This is a genomic window from Bradyrhizobium genosp. SA-3 (assembly GCF_004212635.1).
Lineage (GTDB): Bacteria > Pseudomonadota > Alphaproteobacteria > Rhizobiales > Xanthobacteraceae > Bradyrhizobium.
Map to the genome: position 1 here is coordinate 47,370 of NZ_PSRT01000022.1, position 20,430 is coordinate 67,799.

Below are 20,430 nucleotides of genomic sequence, written 5' to 3' on the forward strand. Positions count from 1 at the left end.
GACGAGCCTGCAATTGTGCGTCTCTCGCTGATTTGCGATAAGGTGGCGTGAAACAAATCGTCGCCTCCCTGCCGTTCGAGTGGCCGAGCCGTGCCAACGTCTTGAGCACGATGGAGACGCTTGTCATCGGCACCGCCGGTGGCCTCGTGTTTCTACTCGCCGGCCTTCCCGGCGGGCTGATTTCGGGCGCGATGATCGCGGTCGGGATCGCCGCAATCGCCGGCCGCCAGCTGGCGCTGCCGCCGATCCTGACCCAGACCGTGCTGGTGCTGCTCGGCATTTCGCTGGGCTCGGTGGTCTCGCGCCATCTGATCCAGCAGGTCAGCGCCTATCCCGTCACCATCGGCCTGCTTGCGCTCGCGACCTTCTGCTCGACCTTCGGATCGAGCTATTACCTGCAGCGCGTCCATGGCTGGGACCGCACCTCGGCCTTCCTCGCCGGCAGTCCCGGCGCGCTATCGCAGATCACGATCCTGGCGGTCGAGCGCGGCGCCGACCTGCCGGGCATCGCGGTGGTGCAGACCATGCGCGTCATCATCCTCACCGCGGCACTGCCGATGGTGCTGGCGATCACGGGCGTGGCGCCCTCCGCCGCCCCGTCGCTGACGACGACGATCGCCTCGCCGCTCGGCCTCCTGGTGCTGGCCGCGGCCTCGCTCGCTGCGGCGCTGCTCCTGCGGCTGATCAAATTTCCGGCGAGCTGGATGTTCGGTGCGATGATTGCCTCCAGCGTGTTGCATGGCGCCGGCTGGGTCGAGGGCGGCCTGCCGGACTGGGTGCGCGGCGTGGCCCTGGTCGGCATCGGCGCCCTGATCGGCAGCCGCTTCGCGCGGATGCGGATCAAGACGCTCGCCGGCCATATCAACGCGGCACTCGGATCGTTTACGGTGGCCATCGCCGTCTCCGCCCTCTTCGTCGGCATCGTCGCGCTCACCACGCCGGTGAAGTTCTCCGATGTCGTCGTCGCCTTCGCACCGGGCGCGATGGACGCGATGCTGGCGCTGGCCCTGACGCTGCACATCGACCCGATCTTCGTCGGCGCCCATCACCTGTCGCGCTTCGTCTTCGTGACGATCGCGACACCCGGCATCGTGCACCTGTTCGGGCGCACGCAAGATGATGTGGATGATTGACGCGGCGCAGCTCTCGTAGGGTGGGCAAAGCGCAGCGTGCCCACCAGCGACTGGTGTGAGCGTCGATGAATGGTGGGCACGGCGCGCGAAGAGCGCGCCTTTGCCCACCCTACGGCAGCTACCTAGCGCTTCGCCGTCCGCACAAATCCCCATGCGGCGATCGCTGCCATCAAGAGCGAGATCAGCACGTTGTAGCCGGCAAGCGAGAGGCCGAGGAAGCGCCACTGCACCTCGTCGCAGCGGACCACCTTCACGGTGTCGAGCCGCGAGAAAAGGTCGCCGGCGTTGCCGAGATTGACCACGGGACCGGAGCAGTCGGTCGGCCCCTGCCAAAATCCCCATTCGACGCCGGAGTGATAGGTGCCGAGACCGGCATTGGCGAGCGTCGCCAGCGCGAGGATCGCCAACGCAGCGAGCAGCAGCGGCCGCGGCGCGCCGCTCCTGGCCGCAAGCGCCGTGAGGGCACCGAGCGGGATCGCGAGATAATAGGCGTAGCGCTGCTCCAGGCAGAGCGGACAGGGCACAATCTCAAGCACGAGCTGGAAGAACCAGGCCCCCGCGATCGTGGCGGCGGCGATCAGCGTGACGAGCAGTGAGGCGGTCAGCGCGGGACCGGCGCTGGCCGGCTTGAACGCTGGTATGGCAGCACTCCGGGTCGTCACGGCAGCCTCTCTCCGATGGGTCGCGCGTCTAAGCCTCTAACTCCGGCCCATGCGGCTGTCGAGAACGGCGGGGATCACTTTGGCGCGGGTTGACCCCGTCCTGTCCATGGCTATAGTCCGCCCGCTTCGCGACGTCCCTTGGGCCGACCGAAGGCCCCTGTGGCGGAACTGGTAGACGCGCTCGACTCAAAATCGAGTTCCGCAAGGAGTGCTGGTTCGATTCCGGCCAGGGGCACCAAGCTGAAAATTCCAATGATAACAATAACTTACGCCGCTGGTTCACTTCCATATTTTCAGTAGAATTGTCGCGGCCCGTTGAAAACACGGGTAAAAATCCGCTTCAGCTGTCCGTGTTGTTGGCATTTTTGTTGGTATCGGGAGAACAAATGTTTTTCGGCGAACTTCCGCTATTCCGAACGAAAGAATTGAGCCAAACAACACGATCAACAAGCGCTTGCGGCTGCTTGGCATTGACACCAAGACTGATCATTGTGCCCACAGATTCCGAACCACCTTCTCGACCCTGTCTCACCGCGAAGAGATCAAAGACGCCAAGGCGTGGGATGGCGATGTCGTCGAGTTGCAGCTTGCGCATCTCGATAATTCGACTGTGGAAAGGCTCTACAAGAAGCACGGACCGCTCGCGCTGATCGGCTCGCGCACAAAGCTGATTCAGCATTGGGCTGATCGGATCGACCACTGGCTCGATCCCAAGAAGGTGAAGCCGATCAAGCGCGACACGCGGGCATGAGTCACTGTCTTCAGGCGTGGGTGATCCTGCCCGGTTCGATCGATGGCAAGCTCATGTGACAGTCGTCGATGCACTGCGGTCCGAACGTTGAGCTGAGCGCACCCGAATATCGGTGGGAGTGTTGGTGCCTAGGGAGGGAAACATACGCAACCACCGACACGACGAACCGCTGTTTGTCCTTAGTGATGGTGGCGTGAGTGCTTGGTCCTGCGGCGGAGGTTCGCTGGATCGCGGAAGCGCGGAGCCCGGCCCCCTCCTAGGTTCAAATCCTGGAGGCCGATCTCTGCGAAATAGTTTCCAAAACGCGAAAGGCGGCCCTTACGGTCGCCTGCGCCGATCGTAAGAATCGGTGGTTGCGGGGGCTCGCAACATCCGCTTCTCTCGTGCGCCCGCTGCGCCCCAAGCCTCAGCGCCATGTTGCCTCGACCTGGACGCAGCGGCCGACTAAGCCATCTCCGCCACCGGCGGCGACGGTGGTTGTTTCGGAACCAACAGCGCCTTCAGTGCTTCCCCTTGACGATCACCCCGCTGTGAAGCGACGCTTTCCTGATCGCCAGCAGGATCTCGGGTATCTGGCCTCAATTCAGCATTGTTCGATCGAGCGGAGTTCGGCATGGGATGTCTCATGTTACGGCTCCTCAGCTGATGATATCTCGCATCGTGCATTTTCGCGTATCGAGCCAATCCGATCTTGATCGTGACCAGCACAGGTGCGGCGATTACAAAAAGCAGGGCGACTGCATTGAACGCCGTGTCGAAGGCGATCACGGTGGATTGTCCTGTGACGACCCGGCCCAGCAGGCTCGTGGCAGCCCGGCTGGCGGCAGCCCCGTCCATTCCTCTTGCAGCGAGCAAGGCTGTCGTCGTCGTCAGCCGCTCGATAACCGCGGGAACGCCAGTGGTGACGCTGGCGCCGAGCACCGCGACATTGGCGGTGACGTTATGGTCGATCAGGGTCTGCAATCCGGCGACTCCCATGAGGCCACCAAGCTGGCGACCTGTATTGAAAAGACCTATGCCGGACGCACGGTTGCGGTTGTCGAGGTTGCTGAAAGCGATCAGCGTGATCGACAGAAACAGGAAACCGAGGCCCAAGCCGCGCAACAGGATGGCTGCCATCATGTCGTCCGCGCCGCTTTCGCTGGTCGAGCCGGACAACATCCACATCGCAACCATGATCAGCAGTATTCCAAACGGCACTGTGGCGACCGGAGGTGCGCGGCGCACCTGCATGAGGAAGGCGGCTATCAGGAGCGAGCAGACGAAAAGTGCGCCGCTTGGCAGCAAAAGCTGGCCGGCGTCGGTAGGCCTGAACGCGAGGACGGACACGGCAAACGACGGAATCAGGAACGCGCTCCCGAACAATGCGGCGCCGGCGACAAAACTGACGATGAAGGCGAAACAAAAATCCTCCGATTTGAACAAGGTAAAATCGAGAAGGCCTCTGCCTTTGGCCATCACTTGTTGCCCGAGAAATGCCAGCAGGGTGGCTGCGCCGATCAACGTCAGCCATAGGATGCGAGGCTCTTCGAGCCAGAGCCACCGACTGCCCTGGCTGAGGACATAGGTGAAGCAGAAAAGTGTGACCGAGATCAGCGAGAGGCCGATCCAGTCAAACGGACGGCGCGCGGCCGTACCGGGCCTCGGGCCGTCCGCGATCAACAGGAGTCCGGCTGCGGTTAGGGCCACCGGAACGACGCTGAAGAAAATCCATGTCCAGGACTGGCTGTCGACCAACCATCCCTGGAGAGCCGGGGCGATCGTCGCGGGAGCGACGACCGACCCCATCGCAAACAGAGCCTGAAGGATCGGCTGGTGGGATCGCGGATAGGCGAGGAAAATGGTGGCCTGGCCCGCGACAAGCAAGGTGCCGCCGGAGAAGCCTTGTACAATGCGGAGCGCGACCAGCAAGTCCAACCGAGCCGTGATGGCAGCGATGGCGCATGCCGTGCCCATCACAAGCGTTGAACCGATGATCAAGCTGCGCGGATTGACACGCGTCATCAGCCAAGGGGCGACCATGAAGCCGATTAGCTTCAGGGCGGTGTATCCGACGTCCAGCCAGGCGAACTCATCAGGCGTTGCATAGGTGTCCCCGATGATATCGTTGCGCCCGAGCGACAGGACAGTGCCGGCGATCGCTTCCGTTAGTGTGGCAAGTACGATGCCTGCGACGAGAAGGGTTCCTGTCGCAGCACTGTCGCGGCTCGGCGTGGCGGCGATCGTCGCGGTCATGAGCCGCTTCCCAGATTGATCTCGACACGCGCGGACAGACCGGGCACGAGACGGCCGGCCAATGGATTGCTGGCAAACCGGATCTTCACCGGGACGCGCTGAACCACGCGAATGAAGTTCCCTGTCGCATTGTCGGTGGGAAGAAGGCTGAAGGCAGACCCGCTGCCTGGCGCAAAGCTGTCCACCACGCCTTCAAGCGTCTGGTTCGGGTAGCCGTCGATCGTGATGTGGACACGCTGACCGTGCTGGATATGTTCGATCTGTGTTTCCTTGAAATTCGCCACGACCCAGACATCGTTGACCGGAACGATGTCAAGCAGGGAGGCGCCCGGCGCCACAAGCCGGCCAATACGGACCTGACGATTGCCGATAACGCCGCTGACCGGCGCGCGCACGACGGTGTGGTCGAGATCGATTTGGGCGAGATCGCGTGCGGCCTGTGCTTGCGCCACGGCGGCAACAGCCGCCTCGCGCTGACTGGCAAGGACGGCGATGCGTTGCTGCTGGGCCTCCACCGTTGCCGACGCCGCGGATACGCCCGCCTCGGCTCTCGATAGCGCCGCATCGCTTTCATCGACCTGGGCCTGGCTGACAGCGCTGGTGCGGATAAGTTCACGGCGGCGATCGGAGGCCTTGGTCGCCAGATTCATCTCGGCCACGGTCGAACGCCTCTGGGCTTCGGCCTGCCGGACCAGGGCATGCTGAAGTCGGGTCTCAGCGTCGACATTGATGAGGCGAGCTTGCGCAGCCTCGACATTGGCCACTGCTTGCGCAAGCCGTGCACGGTAGTCCCGATCGTCGATCCGGAACAGGATGTCACCCGCCCGGACGGTCTGGTTGTCCTCGACCTCGACGGCGATGACGTAGCCCGCAACCTTTGGGGCGAGCGAGGTCACGTCCCCGCGGATGTAGGCGTTATCGGTGAACGTCTCGTTTGAACGTGCATAAACCCAGCCCCCGGCCACGATCGCGACGGCGCCGAGGCATAGCACCAAGCCGACCATCTTATTCTTGTTGAGATGCGCCACGACACTCTCCTGCAATTAACGCTTATGCCCATTCACTCGCGGTCACCGGGCAGTCCAGCCGCCATCTACGGAGATTGCGGTGCCCGTAATCTGGTCTGCCGCGGCGGAGCACAGGAACGCGACTGTGCCTCCAAGCTGCTCCGGAGAGGCAAAATCCAGAGACGGCTGCTTCTCGGACAGGAGCTCTTCGGCGGCTTCCTTTTGAGTGATGCCGCGTTGCGCCGCGATGTCGCTGATCTGCTTTTCGACCAGCGGCGTTCGCACCCAGCCGGGACAAACCGCATTGCAGGTCACGCCGCTTCCGGCGGTCTCGAGGCCAACCACCTTGGTCAGACCGACCAGCCCGTGCTTGGCCGCGACATAGGCGGCCTTGTGGGTTGAAGCGACAAGGCCGTGCGCGGAGGCGATGTTGACGATCCGCCCCCAGCGTTGCTTTTTCATCTGCGGCACCGCTGCCGCAATGCCATGGAACGCGGCTGACAGATTGATGCCGAGGATTGCGTCCCACTTGGTCGCGGGGAATTCTTCCACCGGCGCCGTGAACTGGATGCCAGCATTGTTCACCAGGATGTCGAGGCGTCCGAATTTCTCGACCGTCGAGGCAATCAATCCGCGCACGGCGTCTCCCTTCGACATGTCGGCGCCGTCGTAGACGGCACGCATGCCGTGGTCGCGTTCGATGCCCTTGCGAATCGCCTCGATCTCGCCGGCATCGCCGAAGCCGTTCAACACCAGATCGGCGCCGAGCCTTGCCAGTTCTCTGGCGATCCCCAGCCCAATACCGCTGGTCGATCCGGTGACGATCGCTACCTTGCCCCTCATGAGAATTCCTTTCGATGCTTTGAGAGATGAAAATCTGCCGGGAGCTCAATCGCGGCGATGAACGTCATGGGTGATGATGCCAAGTTCCGGTGACGGCGGGTCCAGACGGCTTGGATCGGCCAATGTGCGGCGGATGTCGTCCAACCCGCTCTGCCAATGTGCGCGCATCGCGCTCAGTCCGAATTCGTAGTCCCTGGAATGACCCTCGTGGAGTTTGGTCTGATAGATCAAGTGGACGATGTTGTAGGAGCGATGGCGGGCCATCTCCGCGATCGCGCGGATTTCAGGATCGTCCTTGGCGCTTTCCGGCAGCTTCGCAATTGTCCGCTGCAACGCCTGGCGCATCTTCTGCATCCGCAGCGCCTGGTCCGTGACGGCGCGTGTGCGGCTCGAATACTGGATGTCCTTCTGCCGGCTCGACACTTCCATCATGTCGTAGGGAACGCGGCCCCTGGCCGACCAGAGATCGATCTGGAATGTCAGCGTGTCACACGGCTCGCCGGACAACACCCGGGAAAGAGGCGTATTGGACACCACGCCGCCATCCCAGTAGTGCTCGCCCTCAATTTCGACGGCGGGGAATCCAGGCGGCAGCGCGCCGGACGCCATAAAATGCTTCGGCCCCAGCCGGCGTTCGGCGGTGTCGAAATAGGTCAGGTTGCCGGTGCGAACGTTGACCGCGCCGACGCTGACGCGCACTTCACTCGAGTTCAACCGATCGAAGTCGACGAGCCGCTCGAGCGTTTGGTGCAATGGTGCCGTGTCGTAGAAGCTGGTTGCGGCATCGCCCGAGAACGGTGACCAGAGCGGCGACGGGAAGCGCGGCTTGAAGAAGCCGGGCTGACCCTGGACCAGGGCCCTCGTCGCCGCCATCGCGTTGCGCACCGACTTGATGTCGAACGCAAAGGGCAAGGCATTGGCCAACCCTTCGCCGGCGGGCCACTCGATCGAACGGGCACAGATGGTCTCCCAGAACTCGCGCAGCCGTGCCACGCGTTCGGCTTCCGGCGAGCCGGCGATGATGGCGGCATTGAGTGCGCCGATCGAAATGCCGGCCAGCAAGTTCGGCCGGATACCGGCCTCGTGCAGGCCCTCGTAGACACCGGCCTGATAGGCCCCCAGCGCTCCGCCACCCTGCAGCACCAGGGCGACGACATCGTATGGCAGCGGCTTGGCCTGCGGCGTAACAGAACTGGATTGCTCGCGCATCACGTTCAACATTTTGAAACTCCGATATTTTGAATGACCTCGATCAACCCGCATTCGTCTCGGCCAGGATTCCGGACCGCGCCCCGTGGCGCCGTACCGTCTCGCCCGGGGCCAGATAATCGTGGACCACGGTGCCAAGCCCGAGGGTGAGGTCGGCGACGATGTGCTTGGCCGACAGGACCTGAAGCACTGGTAGCTCGGCGACGGGAGCTAGCGCATGCGAACACAGATCCAGCGCAGCCGGACCGGTCCAGGCGCCTTTCACGGTGATGTCTTCAAGGTGGTAGCGCACCAGTTCGCAGATGCGCGCCGTGCCGTCGACGTCGGGGATGATCTTGAGCAGGAAGTTGGGGGCCGCGAGCTTCCTGGCTTCGGCAGCCGCCTCGAGCGTGCGATGCTTATACCCCATGGTGCCGGTGGCGACGCGAACCGAACCGTAGTTCAAGGTTCCGACCAAGGTGTCGATCTCGACGGCGAGCTTCGGCTGCGCCAGCTTCTTGGGAAAGCCCCAAATTTCACGCCCGCCTGCAATGGGCGGATGATCGTTGAGGAACATCTGGTGGGTGAAGCTGCCGGCTTCGCCGTGGTAGGACACCGGAATGACCTGACCGCTCTCGGTGTAGTCGCCGAAGCCGGTTGAGTCCGGCATGCGGATGAACTCGTAGTTCACGACCGGCTCGGTGAGCTCAAGCGGTGCCGGCACCAACCGTCGCAGCGCCTCGGGGTCGGTCCGGTATTGGATGATGAAATATTCGCGGTTGACGAAGCGGTAGGGGCCGGGTGGAAAGGCCGGGTTGGCCAGCGGCATGGCGAACGCCGTCGCGCGCACGGTCTCGTGTTTCATCGTGGTGAGCTCCAGGTTGGTCGATGGCGAGCGAGCCGCGCTCCTGGGTGAGAAGCGCGGCCCATATGCGTGAGTCACTGCACGTCAGTGACATGCTCTGGATTGGCCGACGCCAGGGCAGCAGCACGCTCGGCCCGCGGTGGATAGATCCACACCGTGTTGATTTCCTGCTTGGTCTTTTTTGCCACGTCGCCGACCATCTCGACTTTCCGCTCCCAGCCTCGCGTGAACAGCGCGCCGGCTTCTCCGAGGTCGAGACAGGTGACGTAGGCCTTCTGGTGATATGGCTTGGTCGGGACACCCAGGAGCTCGGCGGCGGCATTGTTGCCGGCAAAGGCGCCCATCCGCGTGGCGTGCTGGCACGACATCAGCGCATAGTTGCCGACATCATCGCATGCCGCGCGAGCGGCATCTCCGGTGGCAAAGACGCCGGGCACCGAGGGTACGCGTAAGTCGCGGTCGACAAGCAGCCGGCCGAAATTGTCGCGCTCGGCGGGGATCTGCTGGGTCAGCGGGGCGGCGCGAAAGCCAGCTGCCCAGATCACGGTCTCGGCTTCGATGCGTTCGCCGTCGGAAAGCGTGATGCCAGATTTGTCGAGCGCCGCGACGCCGGTACCGAGCCTAGTCTCCACGCCGAGCTTACGCAGTGCGTTCTCAATGACAGGCCGGGGACCTTCGCCCATATCGGGCGCGATCGCACTGTTTCGATCGACGATGATGACGCGCGGCTTGGCATCCTTGCCAAGGATCGCACGAAGTCGTGCGGGCATCTCCGTCGCCGCCTCGATGCCCGTGAACCCGCCGCCGGTAACGACGACCGTGTCGCGCCCGTTCCTTGCCGGCCGATCGGCCAGACTGTGAATGTGCCGGTCGAGAGCAATCGCATCGTCGAGATTGTCGACGCTGAAACCGTGCTCGGCGAGGCCAGGAATGTTCGGCCGGAATAGCCGGCTGCCGGTAGCTACGACCAGCCGATCGTAAGAGAGCGTCTTTCGCGCGCCCTTGCCGGCGACGACGTCCACGGTGCGGGCTTTGGCGTCGATTGTCTCGGCGCTGCCTCGTACGTAGACAACGTCGATGGCTTTGAGGACGTCGTGAAGAGGTGCGGTCAGGGTCTCAGGCTTCGGTTCGTAGAGCCGCGGGCGAATCACCAGCGTCGGCTCTGGCGCAACCAGCGCGATCTCGAGCTCCTCGGGCGAAACGCCCTGGATGTCGCGCAGGCGGGCAGCAGAAAGTGCGGCGTACATACCGGCGAAACCGGCGCCTATGATAACTATTCGCATGTGATCTATTCCCTTGGTTTGATTTTCTCGGCGCTAGGCGCGTCACCGCGGCCGCTTCACATTGGCGGCACACTCCCTGCAGTCGACGACGACCCGAATATGTGAAACGAAGACCTTCGGATGCTTACGGAGGGCAGTTCGGTATTAACGACGTCGGCCCCGGGCCTTCACACGCCGCGCGGCAGCCCGTGGAGGGCAGCCGCCAGTCGCGGCGAAAGGCAACGAGCTGAGCGGCGTTCGGACTCCCGTCCTGATGGGGGACCTGGGCGCCAGCCGTGGCCATGATGGAAATTACGGGATTGGTTCCTTGCACGGACTGCGCCGGAATTTCCACCTCCTCCCCCGTCGCTGAAGTGAAGCGAATACCCAACGAAAGTCCGTACACGAGTGCCATCACGAGGCCTTTCCGTCGTGATGTGATTACAAGCCGGTTGACGAAGTTCTTCCAGATCATGTCGGTCTCCGTCCGTTGGGGGCGTGGGCACCCTCATGATCTACCGGACCGGAGCTGCAACTGCGCCAGAGCGATTGCTGTACCTGCAGAGCGATTGCTGCTACTGCGGCGTCCTCGCCAATCGCTCGGCGTTTCACCGGTCAATCGTCTGAGCGCCGAAGGCCGTGAAGGCGCAGCCAGGCGCAACGGCAACCGGCGCCACCGTGTTGGGATCGCACAGCATTGTCGTGGCCTCATCGAGCCGGTGCTGGCGCAGCCAGGCATGAGGTGAAAGCCCCATGAGGTGAAAACCCGGTGCTTTCCTTGCACGGCAGAAGTGGAAACGCGACGGGGCGGTCAGGCGAACGTCGCCCTCTGTTTCAGGTGGCTGCTTATATCTAGGAGCAAACTTTGCTGCTCACTCGGGGAGCCCAGCCCTTTGCAGGCCATCGGCGAACGTCGCGAGATCCTTCGGCCGGCGGATGGGGAGCCAATCCGCAAGATTGGAGAGGCGCAACGTGGGATCAAGCTGGCGCAAATGATTCATTGCTCGTTGGGCCTCGCCCTGATGGCCCGCAAGCGCTTGGCTCGCCGCGACGATGCCGACGACCATCAGGAAGCTAGGCAAATGCCGAAATGCCTTCTCCGCCAATGAAGACGCAGTATCAAAACGTCCCGCAAACAGGTGCGCCATCGCCATTCCCGCCTGCATTCGATACATCTCGGGGTCGAGCGGGCTCAAACGCATTGCGCGATCGAAGTACTCTGCGGCGCCGTCCGGTTCGCCGTTCCAGACTCTCAAGAACCCGCCAAGGAACCAAGCAGACGCGAGGTTCGGATTGAGAACGAGCGCCTTGTCGGTCAGGTCGATGCTGCCGTCGAGGTCGCCGGCGAGATGGCCGAGCGCATGGCCGCTTCGCGTAAGTGCGACGGCATCGTCTTCGCCCAGTTCGACGGCCCGACGGCCCAATCGGGCTCCCTCTGCGATCTCCTGCAATGGATTGGTCATCCAACCGTTGACTTTGCGCCAAAAATGGCACCACGCCGCCATCGCGTAGGCTGACGCGAAATCCGGATCGATCTGTAGCGTCTGATAGAATTGGCTCAGCGCCTCGTCGGTTGCATCCCTGGTTCCCCGATTCAAGTTCGCCCGTCCACGCAGGTAGTAGTCGTAGGCGTCGAGGCTGTCGGTCGGCTTGTGTTTTGCGCGCTCGATCTCGGCCTGCTCTAGCTTCGGTGCGATTTCGCCCACGACGCGCGCCGTGACCTGGTCCTGCAGATCGAAGATATCTTCCTGTCCGCCGTCAAAACGCTCTGCCCAAAGATGTACCCCCGTTGGGGCATCGATGAGTTGTGCTGTTATACGAATACGGTTCGCCGCCTTGCGCACACTCCCTTCAAGGACATAGCGCACACCCAAGTCGCCGCTTACTTGCTTCACGTCAACAGCCCGGCCTTTGTAGACGAATGACGAATTGCGAGCGATCACGAAAAGCTGACGAAATCGCGACAACGCCGTGATGATGTCTTCGACGATGCCATCGGCAAAGTACTCCTGCTCAGGATCACCGCTCATATTCTGAAACGGCAAGACCGCAATCGATGGCTTGTCGGGCAATGACAATCCGGGCGCAACCGGTGTCGCAGCTCCCCTCAACACAGTTGCCTTTGCGGCATCTCCGAACAGAAGCGAGTAAATACGCATCGGCTCAGCGATGTTCTTGAGTTTGGTCTCACCAAGATCGCTGATTGCAAGATCGAACCGCGATTTCACCTGCCGGTACGCATCTTCCGAAAGACATATAGCTCCAGGTTGAGCAACACCCTCCAGGCGCGCCGCGATGTTGACCCCGTCACCCATCAGGTCACCGTCACTTTCCTCGACAACATCGCCGAGATGAATTCCAATGCGAAATTCAATGCGCCGCTCCGGCGGCAGACCGGCATTGCGCTCGGTCATTGAGTTCTGAATCTCGATGCCGCAACGGACCGCTTCGACGACACTCCTAAATTCCACAAGGGCTCCATCGCCGGTCCGCTTCACGACGCGTCCGCCGTGGATGGCGATCGTCGGATCAATCAGGTCGCTTCGAAGTGCCCGCAGCCTTGCCAACGTGCGGTCCTCGTCCGCTCCGGTCATTCGACTGAACCCGACGACGTCCGCCGCGAATATCACAGCAAGCTTTCTATACTCAGTCATGCCCGACGCCTCAGAATAAAGTATATTTCAGGGTTGCGCTCGATCGGCGAAAGGCGCCGAGCGCTCTATGGCTGAGACGAACAATTCAGCATTGACGACGTTTGCATGACGCTTTCACTGCCGCGCGGCAGCCAGCCGTCGCCCGCTCCGGAGATGAAGCGAACGGTCAACGACGTTCCGTATACGTCTGCGGTCGTGACGACTCTCCGTCGCGGTGTAATTGCAAGGGAGCTGACGCCGTTCTTCGAAACCATCGTTGTCTCCGTGGATCGTAGTCGTGGACACAGCGATGATCTAGCGAACCAGGCTTGCAACTGCCCCAGAGCGATTGACACGATTGCAGAGCGATTGCTGCTACCGCGTTCGTCGCCGCCAATCACTCGGGGTCTCGCCGGTCAGCTTCCTGAACGCCGCGGCGAAAGCGGTTTGCGAGGAATAGCCAAGCGCGGCTGCGACCGACACGATCGATTCGTTGCTGTCACGCAGCATGTTCATGGCCTGCTCGAGCCGGTGTTGGCGCAGCCAGGCATGAGGTGAAAGCCCAGTGCTCTCCTTGAAGGCACGGCAGAAGTGGAAGCGCGACAGACCGGCTTCCGAAGCGAGCGCTGCGAGCGAGACATCCGCATCGCTGTCTGAATGCAGACGCTCGATGGCGCGGCGCAGCGCTGTTGGCGACAAACCGCCGATGACAGGCTGTGTCGCGACAGGTGAACCCGCATGCGCGGCCAGCAGGCGTGTCGCCAGCAGATCTGTCAATTGCTGCCTGAACAGCGCATCCAGCGCGGCACTGCCTTCCAGTACATCTGCCGCGCTCAAGAGCAAGCGGGATGTGATGGGATCGGGATGCGCCGATCGATCCATCAGATCCGCTGCGGAAGCGGTGCCGGCTTCCAGCGCAACGCGCTCGAGCGTTGTCTGTGGAAGATAGAGGTGGATCACGTTCAAGGATTCAGGAATGTCCCAGCGCGACGTCGAGCCGGCCGGGATGACCGTCACAGTGCCGGGACGCGCCGTTCCGATCACGACCGATTTCCCGGTGCGCCGCTCGAAGCGCAGCGAGCCCGAGGGGAAGGTCATGAGGACGTGGTCGGCCATCGGCGCGACGACGTCGTGCAGCGCGGCATGTTTCCAATACGCGATCACGCCGCTCGAGGGATCAGAGGCCATGTGAACAGGCGCCATCTTGAGCACGCGCGCCATTTCCGCATCGGCGTGAGGGGCCCCGCCGGTCGGCACGTCGCGCGGGTTCGCCTCGGAAGTATCCGGCTGGTCCTGCGAAGGATCGCGCAGGATTGGCTTGGAGCTCATGGACGTGTCCTCGCTGTGGGGAGAAGCTTCGCTTACCGGTAGAACGATTGCGGTTATTACTGCAGGCGTCTCCGCCAATCGCTCGGGGTTTCGCCGGTCATTTTCCTGAACGCCGCAGCGAAGGCAGTCTGGGATGAATAACCAAGCGCGGCTGCGACCGAGACGACCGACGCGTCCGTGTCCCGCAACATGTTCATGGCCTGCTCGAGCCGGTGCTGGCGCAGCCAGGCATGCGGTGAAAGCCCGGTGCTTTCCTTGAAGGCGCGACAGAAGTGGAAGCGCGACAGGCCGGCATCCGAAGCGAGAGCTGCGAGGGAGACGTCGGCATCGCTGTCGGAGCGCAAGCGTCCGATGGCACGGAGCAGGACCTTCGGCGACAGCCCACCCATGGTCGGCTGGAACGCGATTGGCGAGCCGGTGTGCGCAGCCAGGACGCGTGTGGCCAGGAGCTCAGTCATCTGTTGCCTGAACAGTGTATCCAGGGGGCCATTGCCCTCCAGAACGTCGGCCGCGCTCAAGAGCAATCGGGATGTAATGGGGTCGGGATACGCCGTTCGCACCAGGAGATCGGTCGGTGTGGCGGTCTCGGCGTCGTCGGCAACGCGCTGCAGCATTGCAGGGGGAAGATAGAGCTGAACGACATCAACAGGTCTCGGAATATCGTATCGGGCGCTCAATCCGGCCGGAATGATGACGACAACGCCATGACGACATGTTCCGACCTCAACCGATCTTCCTGACCGCCGCTCCATGCGCTGTACCACGCCGTTGTAAGCCATGATGACGTGGTGGCTCATGGGCTCGACGACGTCGTGCAATGGTCCATGTTTCCAGTGGGCGATCCCGGCACCGGAGGCGTCCAATGCCATGCGAAATGGTGTGGTCCCGAGCACGCGTGCCATCTCCGCATCGGGACGCCCCTCGGCAACGGGCACGTTGCTCTGGCGCGCCTCAGATGCGGCGGGCTGACCTTCCGAACAATCGTGCATGGCTTGCTTGCCCATCGACTTGTGCTCGCGTTGTGGCGCCCGGCGTCAGAACCAACGAAGCGCGACATTGCCGCCTCTGTGCTTCAACAATGACCGCAATTGCCCGCTGACGGAATCGTGCAGCAGTCCTGGTCTGGCAGGTTCGGCGGGTAGATTGACCTGTACCTTGGGATAGTACCGGCGGCGGGCGTATCACGTACAACCGCGTGAGCGAAGCGGGAGCTTTGAATAAGATTGCACGAGGTCTGAAGGCTCAATACAGGGTCAGTCCTGGCACTCCGCATTGATGGGAATCGCGAACTGAAACGCCGCACCTTTTGGTACGTTGGCGGTCGCCCACAATCGCCCTCCGTGATCCTCAACGATCGAACGGCAGATGGATAGTCCCATCCCCAGGCCGCTCGACTTCGTCGTATAAAATGCCTCGAAGATTCGCTCGATAGCCCCTTCTGACAGGCCCGGGCCAGAGTCTCGCACCGCAACGAGAATGCAATCCGCTTCAGCCTGGGTGCTGATTAGTAATTCCCGACGGTCGTCGCTCATTTGGCTCATCGCCTCGACTGCATTTACGATCAAGTTCAGCATCACCTGTTGAATCTGGACCCGACTGCCTTGAATGACAGGCAAGTCCTCCGCCAGTTGAGTCCGCACTTGAACGTCGTTTTTCGAAGCTTCCCCGCGCGTCAATCCGATAACGCCCGAAATGGCGTCATTAATCTCCAAGCGGTCCTTTTGCACGGGCTCCTTCCTGACCAACGCGTGCGTCCGGTCGACAACTTCACTGACGCGCATGCCGTTCAGTACAGCTCGGTCTATTGCCTTTTTCGCCCTCTCAACATCTGGCTGCTGGCGAGTGAGAAAGCGCTGAGCGGTTTGAGTATTGAGGAGCGCGGCCGTGATCGGCTGCTTGACTTCATGCGTTATAGACGCCGCAAGTTGGCCCAATGTTGCCAGCCGATTGGCGTGGGCCAGTTCCGTCTGCATGTTGCGGAATCGCCGCTCGCTCTCACGCGCTTCTGTTTCTGCCCGCTTGCGCTCGGTTAAGTCGAGCACAAACGCGACACCTTGGCCCTCTGTCCCTTCAAGGCTCGCGATGCCGACCAACACTGGAACACGGCTGCCATCCTTGCGGATGTACTCCTTTTCGAAGGGTTGCGCGGCTCGCTTGTTCTTCAGCTCGGATATCGCCTGTGCATTGCGATCGCGCCATTCAGGGGGCGTCATGTCCGCCCAGCTCACTCGACCGCACAGGACATCGTTCTGATCATATCCAACTATGCGGAGAAACTCATTATTGGCATCGAGAATCTGGCCCTCCATATTCCAGATGACGATGCCGATGATGTTGGCATCGACGAGGCGGCGAATTTTTGCCTCACGTTGTTCAATCTCTCGCTGCATGCTTGCAATGGACCTCAAGTCCGCCTGCAACACGTCACGCCACTGCAACAGCAGTCTGAGATAGAGCTCGCTGTATTCGTTGCTTTTCTTGTCGAGAACACAAATCGTTCCAAATATCTCGCCATCGGGCCAACTGATCGGCACGCCGAGATAGGAGATCATGCCTAGTTTGACGTCAGGGTTCGATTTCCACGCCTCATCTTGCAGAGCGTCCGGGACAATCAATGGTCGGCGAGTGTTCATTACAGTCTCACAATACAGCCCTGTATTGAGACATGCGACTTCGCCCGGCTCGTAAGGATTTTCATTAGACTCGCTGGAAACGAAGACTTTGATGTTTGGCGGCTCTGCCCTCATGATCAAGGCGGAGGGAACATTTAGAATATCGGCCAGAAGATCTACGATCTCCTGCCATTTCCGCATGATGTCCGCGGGTACTTGCACACTGTTGGGCATGTCAGTCCATCCCGACACTGGTGTCCGTGGCGCGCAAGTCATCCGAACGTGATCCTATCGACTGTGATGTATAGCCAACGAGTTACGCTTTCGGATGCGAAATCCGACAGCTCCATTCCCGGCGGAGACGCCGACAGCGCTTCACGTCCGCCTGTTACCGCCTTCCGGACGGGGCTCGCCATGGGAAAGCCTCTCTCACTCGGCGTCAGATGGAAAGCCAATTCAGCCTCAGGGCGGACTGCAGATGCCGAAGCAGCGCTTCGGCTTCTATCGGCTTGGTCAGACAGGCATAGGCACCATATCGCATGGCGCGCGACCAGGTCGCCGGATTGGTGTCGGCCGTGATGACGATCACCGGCATCGCGGAACCAATGCTCCGCAGGTGCTGCAGCAGGTCGAGCCCGCTCTGGCCCGGCATGCTCACATCAGTAATCAGGCAATCGAAACTGCCCGCAACGTACTCCGCCATGAAGGCCTCCGCTCGATCGAAAGTGCCACACGATAGATCCAGCACCAGAAAGAGGTCGGAAAGAGCCTCTCGCACGGCTTCGTCGTCCTCGACGATCGCGACTATGGGAGCCTTAGACAAGCCGGTGACCTTCGCTAGCGTGGCCGGATAGCCACCGCCGCATCTGGCCCTTTACTAGCCCGGATTGTAACCATCCTTTGGTCTAGGGTGATCCTTCTCGAATTCCCGCAGGCAACAGTTCCCAGACGCGAATGAGCTGACCAACGGACGTCGCCTGCATCTTCTTCGTCACGTTGCCGCGGTGCAGCTTGACGGTGATCTCGCTGATACCGAGATCGAACGCGATCTGCTTGTTGAGGCGACCCTTGACCACTTCGCGCAGGACTTCGCGTTCGCGCGGCGTCAGCTTGGCGTAGCGGTCGACGTGTTGTTTGGTGTGCCGGGCCGCAGTCCTTTGCGCAACATCCTTCTCGATCCCGGCCGCGACCGCGTCAAGGAGCGTCTGATCTCTCACAGGTTTTGTCAGGAAATCTGCGGCTCCCGCTTTCATCGCCTGAACAGACATTGCGATGTCGCCATGACCAGTGAGAAAAATTATCGGTCTCGTATTGCCAGTCGCGGCGAGGCGCTGCTGGAGATCTAGGCCACTTGCTCGCGGCATGCGCACATCGAGGATTAGGCATCCCGGCCGTTCCGGAAGATCGGCGCTCAGTAACTCTTGAGTCGATCCAAAGCAACAAGCGTCGATTCCGACCGACAGCAGAAGTTCGCGAAGCGCGGACCGAATCTCCTCGTCATCGTCCACGATCAGAACGAGCGGGAGATCGGTTTCGAGGTCGGCCTTTGCTTGACGAGGGACCGCCGCGGTCGACCACGCGGACGAAGCGGAAAGTGCATTTGTCTGCATCGACATCGGCATTGATCCTTAGCGCTGGACGTGCCCGACGTTTTACCGGGGAAGTCCCGCCAAGGTCGTTGGCGGGCTTCCTAAATCTCGCTAATCGCCGGACCTGCCTGTCGCATCAGCGCTCCGCGACCCCGATTAGACGCAGGCCGCCGTAGTGGCGCTCATGCCCGGCGAGGTAGGTGGGATTGTCGGAGAAAACCCGCGCGCGCAGACCATCGATCGTGAGACGGTAGCCCCCCATCGCCTCGCACCACGAGTCGAGCGACCTTCGTCCCTCCTCGATCCGGCCCGCAAGGGCAAGCGAGGCAGCGAGAAAAGTCGCACAATAGACCAAGCTGGGAGCAAGGTCGGTGGCTCGCATGAAATACGGAATTGCGAGCTCGTCGCGCCCATGCCAGAAGTCGTATTGGCCTAAGAAATGATGCCACAGGCCGACGCCGCGGTCGCGCGGACTAAGCGCAATCGCATGCTGGATTGGTGCCCGCATTTCCTCAAGACTGCCCATCAGGAAATGGACATGGCCTGTATAGGCAAGGGCCTCGGCGTCACACGGATCGAGCGACAAGGCCCGACCGAAAGCGATCAGCGCCGCGTCGAAGCGGCGCTGACACTCCCGCACGTAGCCACGGCAAAACCAGGCTCGAGGCCAGTCCGGCGCCCGCGCGACCGCCCGCGTCGCCAGTTCGTCGGCCTGCCGCAGCTCGTCACGGTCTGCAAGATCACGACTTTGCGCAGTGGCCCTTATGTTCTCTGCGACAATCGTGTAGGCCGACCCCGCCAGAGCCGACGCGTTCGATGGATCGGCGAGGAGCGCGCGATCGAACCATCGCCGTGCCTCGGCAAGGTCCTGGGGGACCCACAGCTCGCGATTTAGGGCGCTCCAACCGCGTAAGGCGCTGTGCTGCGCGCCAGCGGTGTGCGACGCCTCTTCGGATGGGCCCTGGGCGGCTTCCCGGTCCACTAGCTCCATGATCACCGCGCGTGCCAGCCGGCCTGAGATCTCTCCCTCCATCGGGCTGAGGCCGATGTGCCGGTGCTGGAACCGATCCGCCCAGATGGTCGCGCCGGTGGCGGCATCATCGATCATGGCAATGACCTGGACCTCGCCCTCCACTGGCCGGATCGACGTGCGCAGGACATAGCGGGCGTCGCCCGCGCCGATGACCACCGCATCGGGCACGCGCGAGAGCTGCACCATGAGATGCCGCCTGACCTCGGCTCCGAGCGATTGAGACTGCTCGTCGTCAAGCAGGCTTTGGACGGGTGGTATCAGAATGGAAATGCCGCGGGACTCTGGCTGCCTGCCGACGTGAACCGTCGATCCGCTGGGCACACTGCTCCCTTCGGCCTGCGCCACCGCGACGGGCATGACGAAGCGATAACCGCGACCATGCTCGGTTCGAATGTAGTTGTCGGCCTGCCTCCCGTCGCGGAGCACGCGGCGAAGGGCCGCCATGTGTACGGTGAGGTTATTCTCCGCGACGACCCGGTCACCCCAGCCTGCGTGCAGCAGATCGTCCTTGGTGACGAGTTCGCCCGCTCGCTTTAGCAAGAGCAACAGCAGTTCCGTTGCCCGGGAGTTGAGCAGCACCAATTCGCCTTGCTTTTCCAGGCGGCGGCTTAGAACGTGAAACGCGAAAGGCCCAAAGGCGAAACTGGAGGGTGCCTCCATGACTACCGAACTGATTAGCAGATTTTAGGAATCTATAGCAATGCATCGCGGCTGCATCAACGCAAATCGGCGCCGGTGAGCCCGAACCCATCCCGAGACGGAGAGTTTAAGATGCGAATGGTCGAAAATGATGTGCGGATCAGGTCCATGGTGCGCCAGGACATGCCCGAGCTGCTGCGGCTGATGGAGGGCATTGTCAAGTTCGAGCGCGGCACAGACTTCCGACTCACTGAGGCCGAACTGCTGCGCCGCGGCTTCGGCGAACGTCCTGAATTCGGCGCCTTCGTCGCCGACCGCGGCGATAGCATGCTCGCAGGCATGGCCGTGCACTACGAGATTCCCCTCATGCACACGCTGCGGCCGCTGCTCATGATGAAGTGGCTTTTCGTGGACCCGGATGTGCGCGGCCTCGGGATCGGCCGACGACTAATGGCGCGCGTGGCCCGCCATGCGATGGATACAGGGCACGAAAAGTTCTGCTGGTTCGTGCTGAAGGATAACGCACCAGCCCGGGCTTTCTACAAGGGCGTCGACGCGACCCCCGATCCGGACTGGGATCGCTGGCAATTGGGAGCGGAGGCGATCGCCCACTTGGCCGCCGACGGCTAGGGCGTGAACTCATCAACGC

The 20,430-nt window shown here is 61.9% G+C and carries 19 protein-coding genes and 1 tRNA gene; 3 read left to right on the forward strand and 17 right to left on the reverse strand.

What is annotated here, in order from left to right; genetic code table 11:
- The first annotated feature begins 47 nt into the window (after positions 1 to 47).
- Positions 48 to 1,133 (forward strand): AbrB family transcriptional regulator, encoded by a 1,086-nt coding sequence (locus CWO91_RS09965; protein ID WP_130213313.1) that lies wholly within the window; start codon positions 48 to 50, stop codon positions 1,131 to 1,133.
- A gap of 122 nt (positions 1,134 to 1,255) precedes the next feature.
- Here the strand turns inward: CWO91_RS09965 and CWO91_RS09970 are convergent, their stop codons facing one another.
- A complete protein-coding gene (locus tag CWO91_RS09970) occupies positions 1,256 to 1,795 on the reverse strand; it encodes a disulfide bond formation protein B (protein WP_130213314.1) in 540 nt (179 codons plus the stop codon).
- Between the two features lie 153 nt (positions 1,796 to 1,948).
- On the opposite strand from CWO91_RS09970, the gene CWO91_RS09975 reads away from it, so the two are divergent.
- A tRNA-Leu gene (locus CWO91_RS09975) sits at positions 1,949 to 2,033 on the forward strand.
- A gap of 102 nt (positions 2,034 to 2,135) precedes the next feature.
- On the opposite strand, the gene CWO91_RS43695 is transcribed toward CWO91_RS09975, so the two are convergent.
- From CWO91_RS43695 to CWO91_RS10055, 16 genes are all read right to left on the reverse strand, one after another.
- Entirely contained in the window at positions 2,136 to 2,495 is a 360-nt protein-coding gene (locus tag CWO91_RS43695; RefSeq protein ID WP_208753005.1) for a hypothetical protein, read from the reverse strand.
- A 495-nt stretch (positions 2,496 to 2,990) separates the two neighbouring features.
- On the reverse strand, positions 2,991 to 4,781 hold the full coding sequence (locus CWO91_RS09985) for a DHA2 family efflux MFS transporter permease subunit (RefSeq protein ID WP_245471189.1): 1,791 nt from the start codon (positions 4,779 to 4,781) through the stop codon (positions 2,991 to 2,993).
- Complete coding sequence (locus CWO91_RS09990; RefSeq protein WP_130213333.1) at positions 4,778 to 5,785, reverse strand: HlyD family secretion protein; 1,008 nt, start codon at positions 5,783 to 5,785, stop codon at positions 4,778 to 4,780. The genes CWO91_RS09985 and CWO91_RS09990 overlap by 4 nt, the downstream gene beginning before the upstream one ends.
- Before the next feature lie 66 nt (positions 5,786 to 5,851).
- A complete protein-coding gene (locus tag CWO91_RS09995) occupies positions 5,852 to 6,631 on the reverse strand; it encodes a 3-hydroxybutyrate dehydrogenase (protein WP_130213315.1) in 780 nt (259 codons plus the stop codon).
- A 45-nt stretch (positions 6,632 to 6,676) separates the two neighbouring features.
- The gene (locus CWO91_RS10000) at positions 6,677 to 7,852 is read right to left on the reverse strand and encodes a DUF3734 domain-containing protein (protein ID WP_208753006.1); all 1,176 of its coding nucleotides are present in this window, start codon (positions 7,850 to 7,852) and stop codon (positions 6,677 to 6,679) included.
- A gap of 31 nt (positions 7,853 to 7,883) precedes the next feature.
- On the reverse strand, positions 7,884 to 8,684 hold the full coding sequence (locus tag CWO91_RS10005) for an acetoacetate decarboxylase (RefSeq protein WP_130213316.1): 801 nt from the start codon (positions 8,682 to 8,684) through the stop codon (positions 7,884 to 7,886).
- Between the two features lie 74 nt (positions 8,685 to 8,758).
- The gene (locus CWO91_RS10010) at positions 8,759 to 9,967 is read right to left on the reverse strand and encodes an NAD(P)/FAD-dependent oxidoreductase (RefSeq protein WP_130213317.1); all 1,209 of its coding nucleotides are present in this window, start codon (positions 9,965 to 9,967) and stop codon (positions 8,759 to 8,761) included.
- 124 nt (positions 9,968 to 10,091) lie between these two features.
- Positions 10,092 to 10,421 carry a hypothetical protein gene (locus CWO91_RS10015; protein ID WP_208753007.1) on the reverse strand — a complete coding sequence of 110 codons (330 nt, stop codon included), beginning with the start codon at positions 10,419 to 10,421 and terminating at the stop codon, positions 10,092 to 10,094.
- Between the two features lie 133 nt (positions 10,422 to 10,554).
- A complete protein-coding gene (locus tag CWO91_RS10020) occupies positions 10,555 to 10,701 on the reverse strand; it encodes an AraC family transcriptional regulator (protein WP_130213318.1) in 147 nt (48 codons plus the stop codon).
- A gap of 117 nt (positions 10,702 to 10,818) precedes the next feature.
- Complete coding sequence (locus CWO91_RS10025) at positions 10,819 to 12,600, reverse strand: adenylate/guanylate cyclase domain-containing protein (RefSeq protein WP_130213319.1); 1,782 nt, start codon at positions 12,598 to 12,600, stop codon at positions 10,819 to 10,821.
- A 354-nt stretch (positions 12,601 to 12,954) separates the two neighbouring features.
- The gene (locus CWO91_RS10030) at positions 12,955 to 13,908 is read right to left on the reverse strand and encodes a helix-turn-helix transcriptional regulator (protein WP_130213320.1); all 954 of its coding nucleotides are present in this window, start codon (positions 13,906 to 13,908) and stop codon (positions 12,955 to 12,957) included.
- 56 nt (positions 13,909 to 13,964) lie between these two features.
- Positions 13,965 to 14,912: a helix-turn-helix domain-containing protein gene (locus CWO91_RS10035; protein ID WP_130213321.1), complete on the reverse strand. Its 948-nt coding sequence runs from the start codon at positions 14,910 to 14,912 to the stop codon at positions 13,965 to 13,967.
- 249 nt (positions 14,913 to 15,161) lie between these two features.
- The gene (locus CWO91_RS10040) at positions 15,162 to 16,754 is read right to left on the reverse strand and encodes an ATP-binding protein (protein WP_165405333.1); all 1,593 of its coding nucleotides are present in this window, start codon (positions 16,752 to 16,754) and stop codon (positions 15,162 to 15,164) included.
- Between the two features lie 205 nt (positions 16,755 to 16,959).
- Positions 16,960 to 17,343 (reverse strand): response regulator transcription factor, encoded by a 384-nt coding sequence (locus CWO91_RS10045; RefSeq protein WP_130213323.1) that lies wholly within the window; start codon positions 17,341 to 17,343, stop codon positions 16,960 to 16,962.
- Positions 17,344 to 17,425: 82 nt separating this feature from the next.
- Positions 17,426 to 18,130: a response regulator transcription factor gene (locus CWO91_RS10050; protein ID WP_130213335.1), complete on the reverse strand. Its 705-nt coding sequence runs from the start codon at positions 18,128 to 18,130 to the stop codon at positions 17,426 to 17,428.
- A gap of 115 nt (positions 18,131 to 18,245) precedes the next feature.
- On the reverse strand, positions 18,246 to 19,802 hold the full coding sequence (locus CWO91_RS10055; protein ID WP_130213324.1) for a winged helix-turn-helix domain-containing protein: 1,557 nt from the start codon (positions 19,800 to 19,802) through the stop codon (positions 18,246 to 18,248).
- Positions 19,803 to 19,913: 111 nt separating this feature from the next.
- On the opposite strand from CWO91_RS10055, the gene CWO91_RS10060 reads away from it, so the two are divergent.
- Positions 19,914 to 20,411 (forward strand): GNAT family N-acetyltransferase, encoded by a 498-nt coding sequence (locus CWO91_RS10060; protein WP_130213325.1) that lies wholly within the window; start codon positions 19,914 to 19,916, stop codon positions 20,409 to 20,411.
- The last annotated feature ends 19 nt before the right edge of the window (positions 20,412 to 20,430 follow it).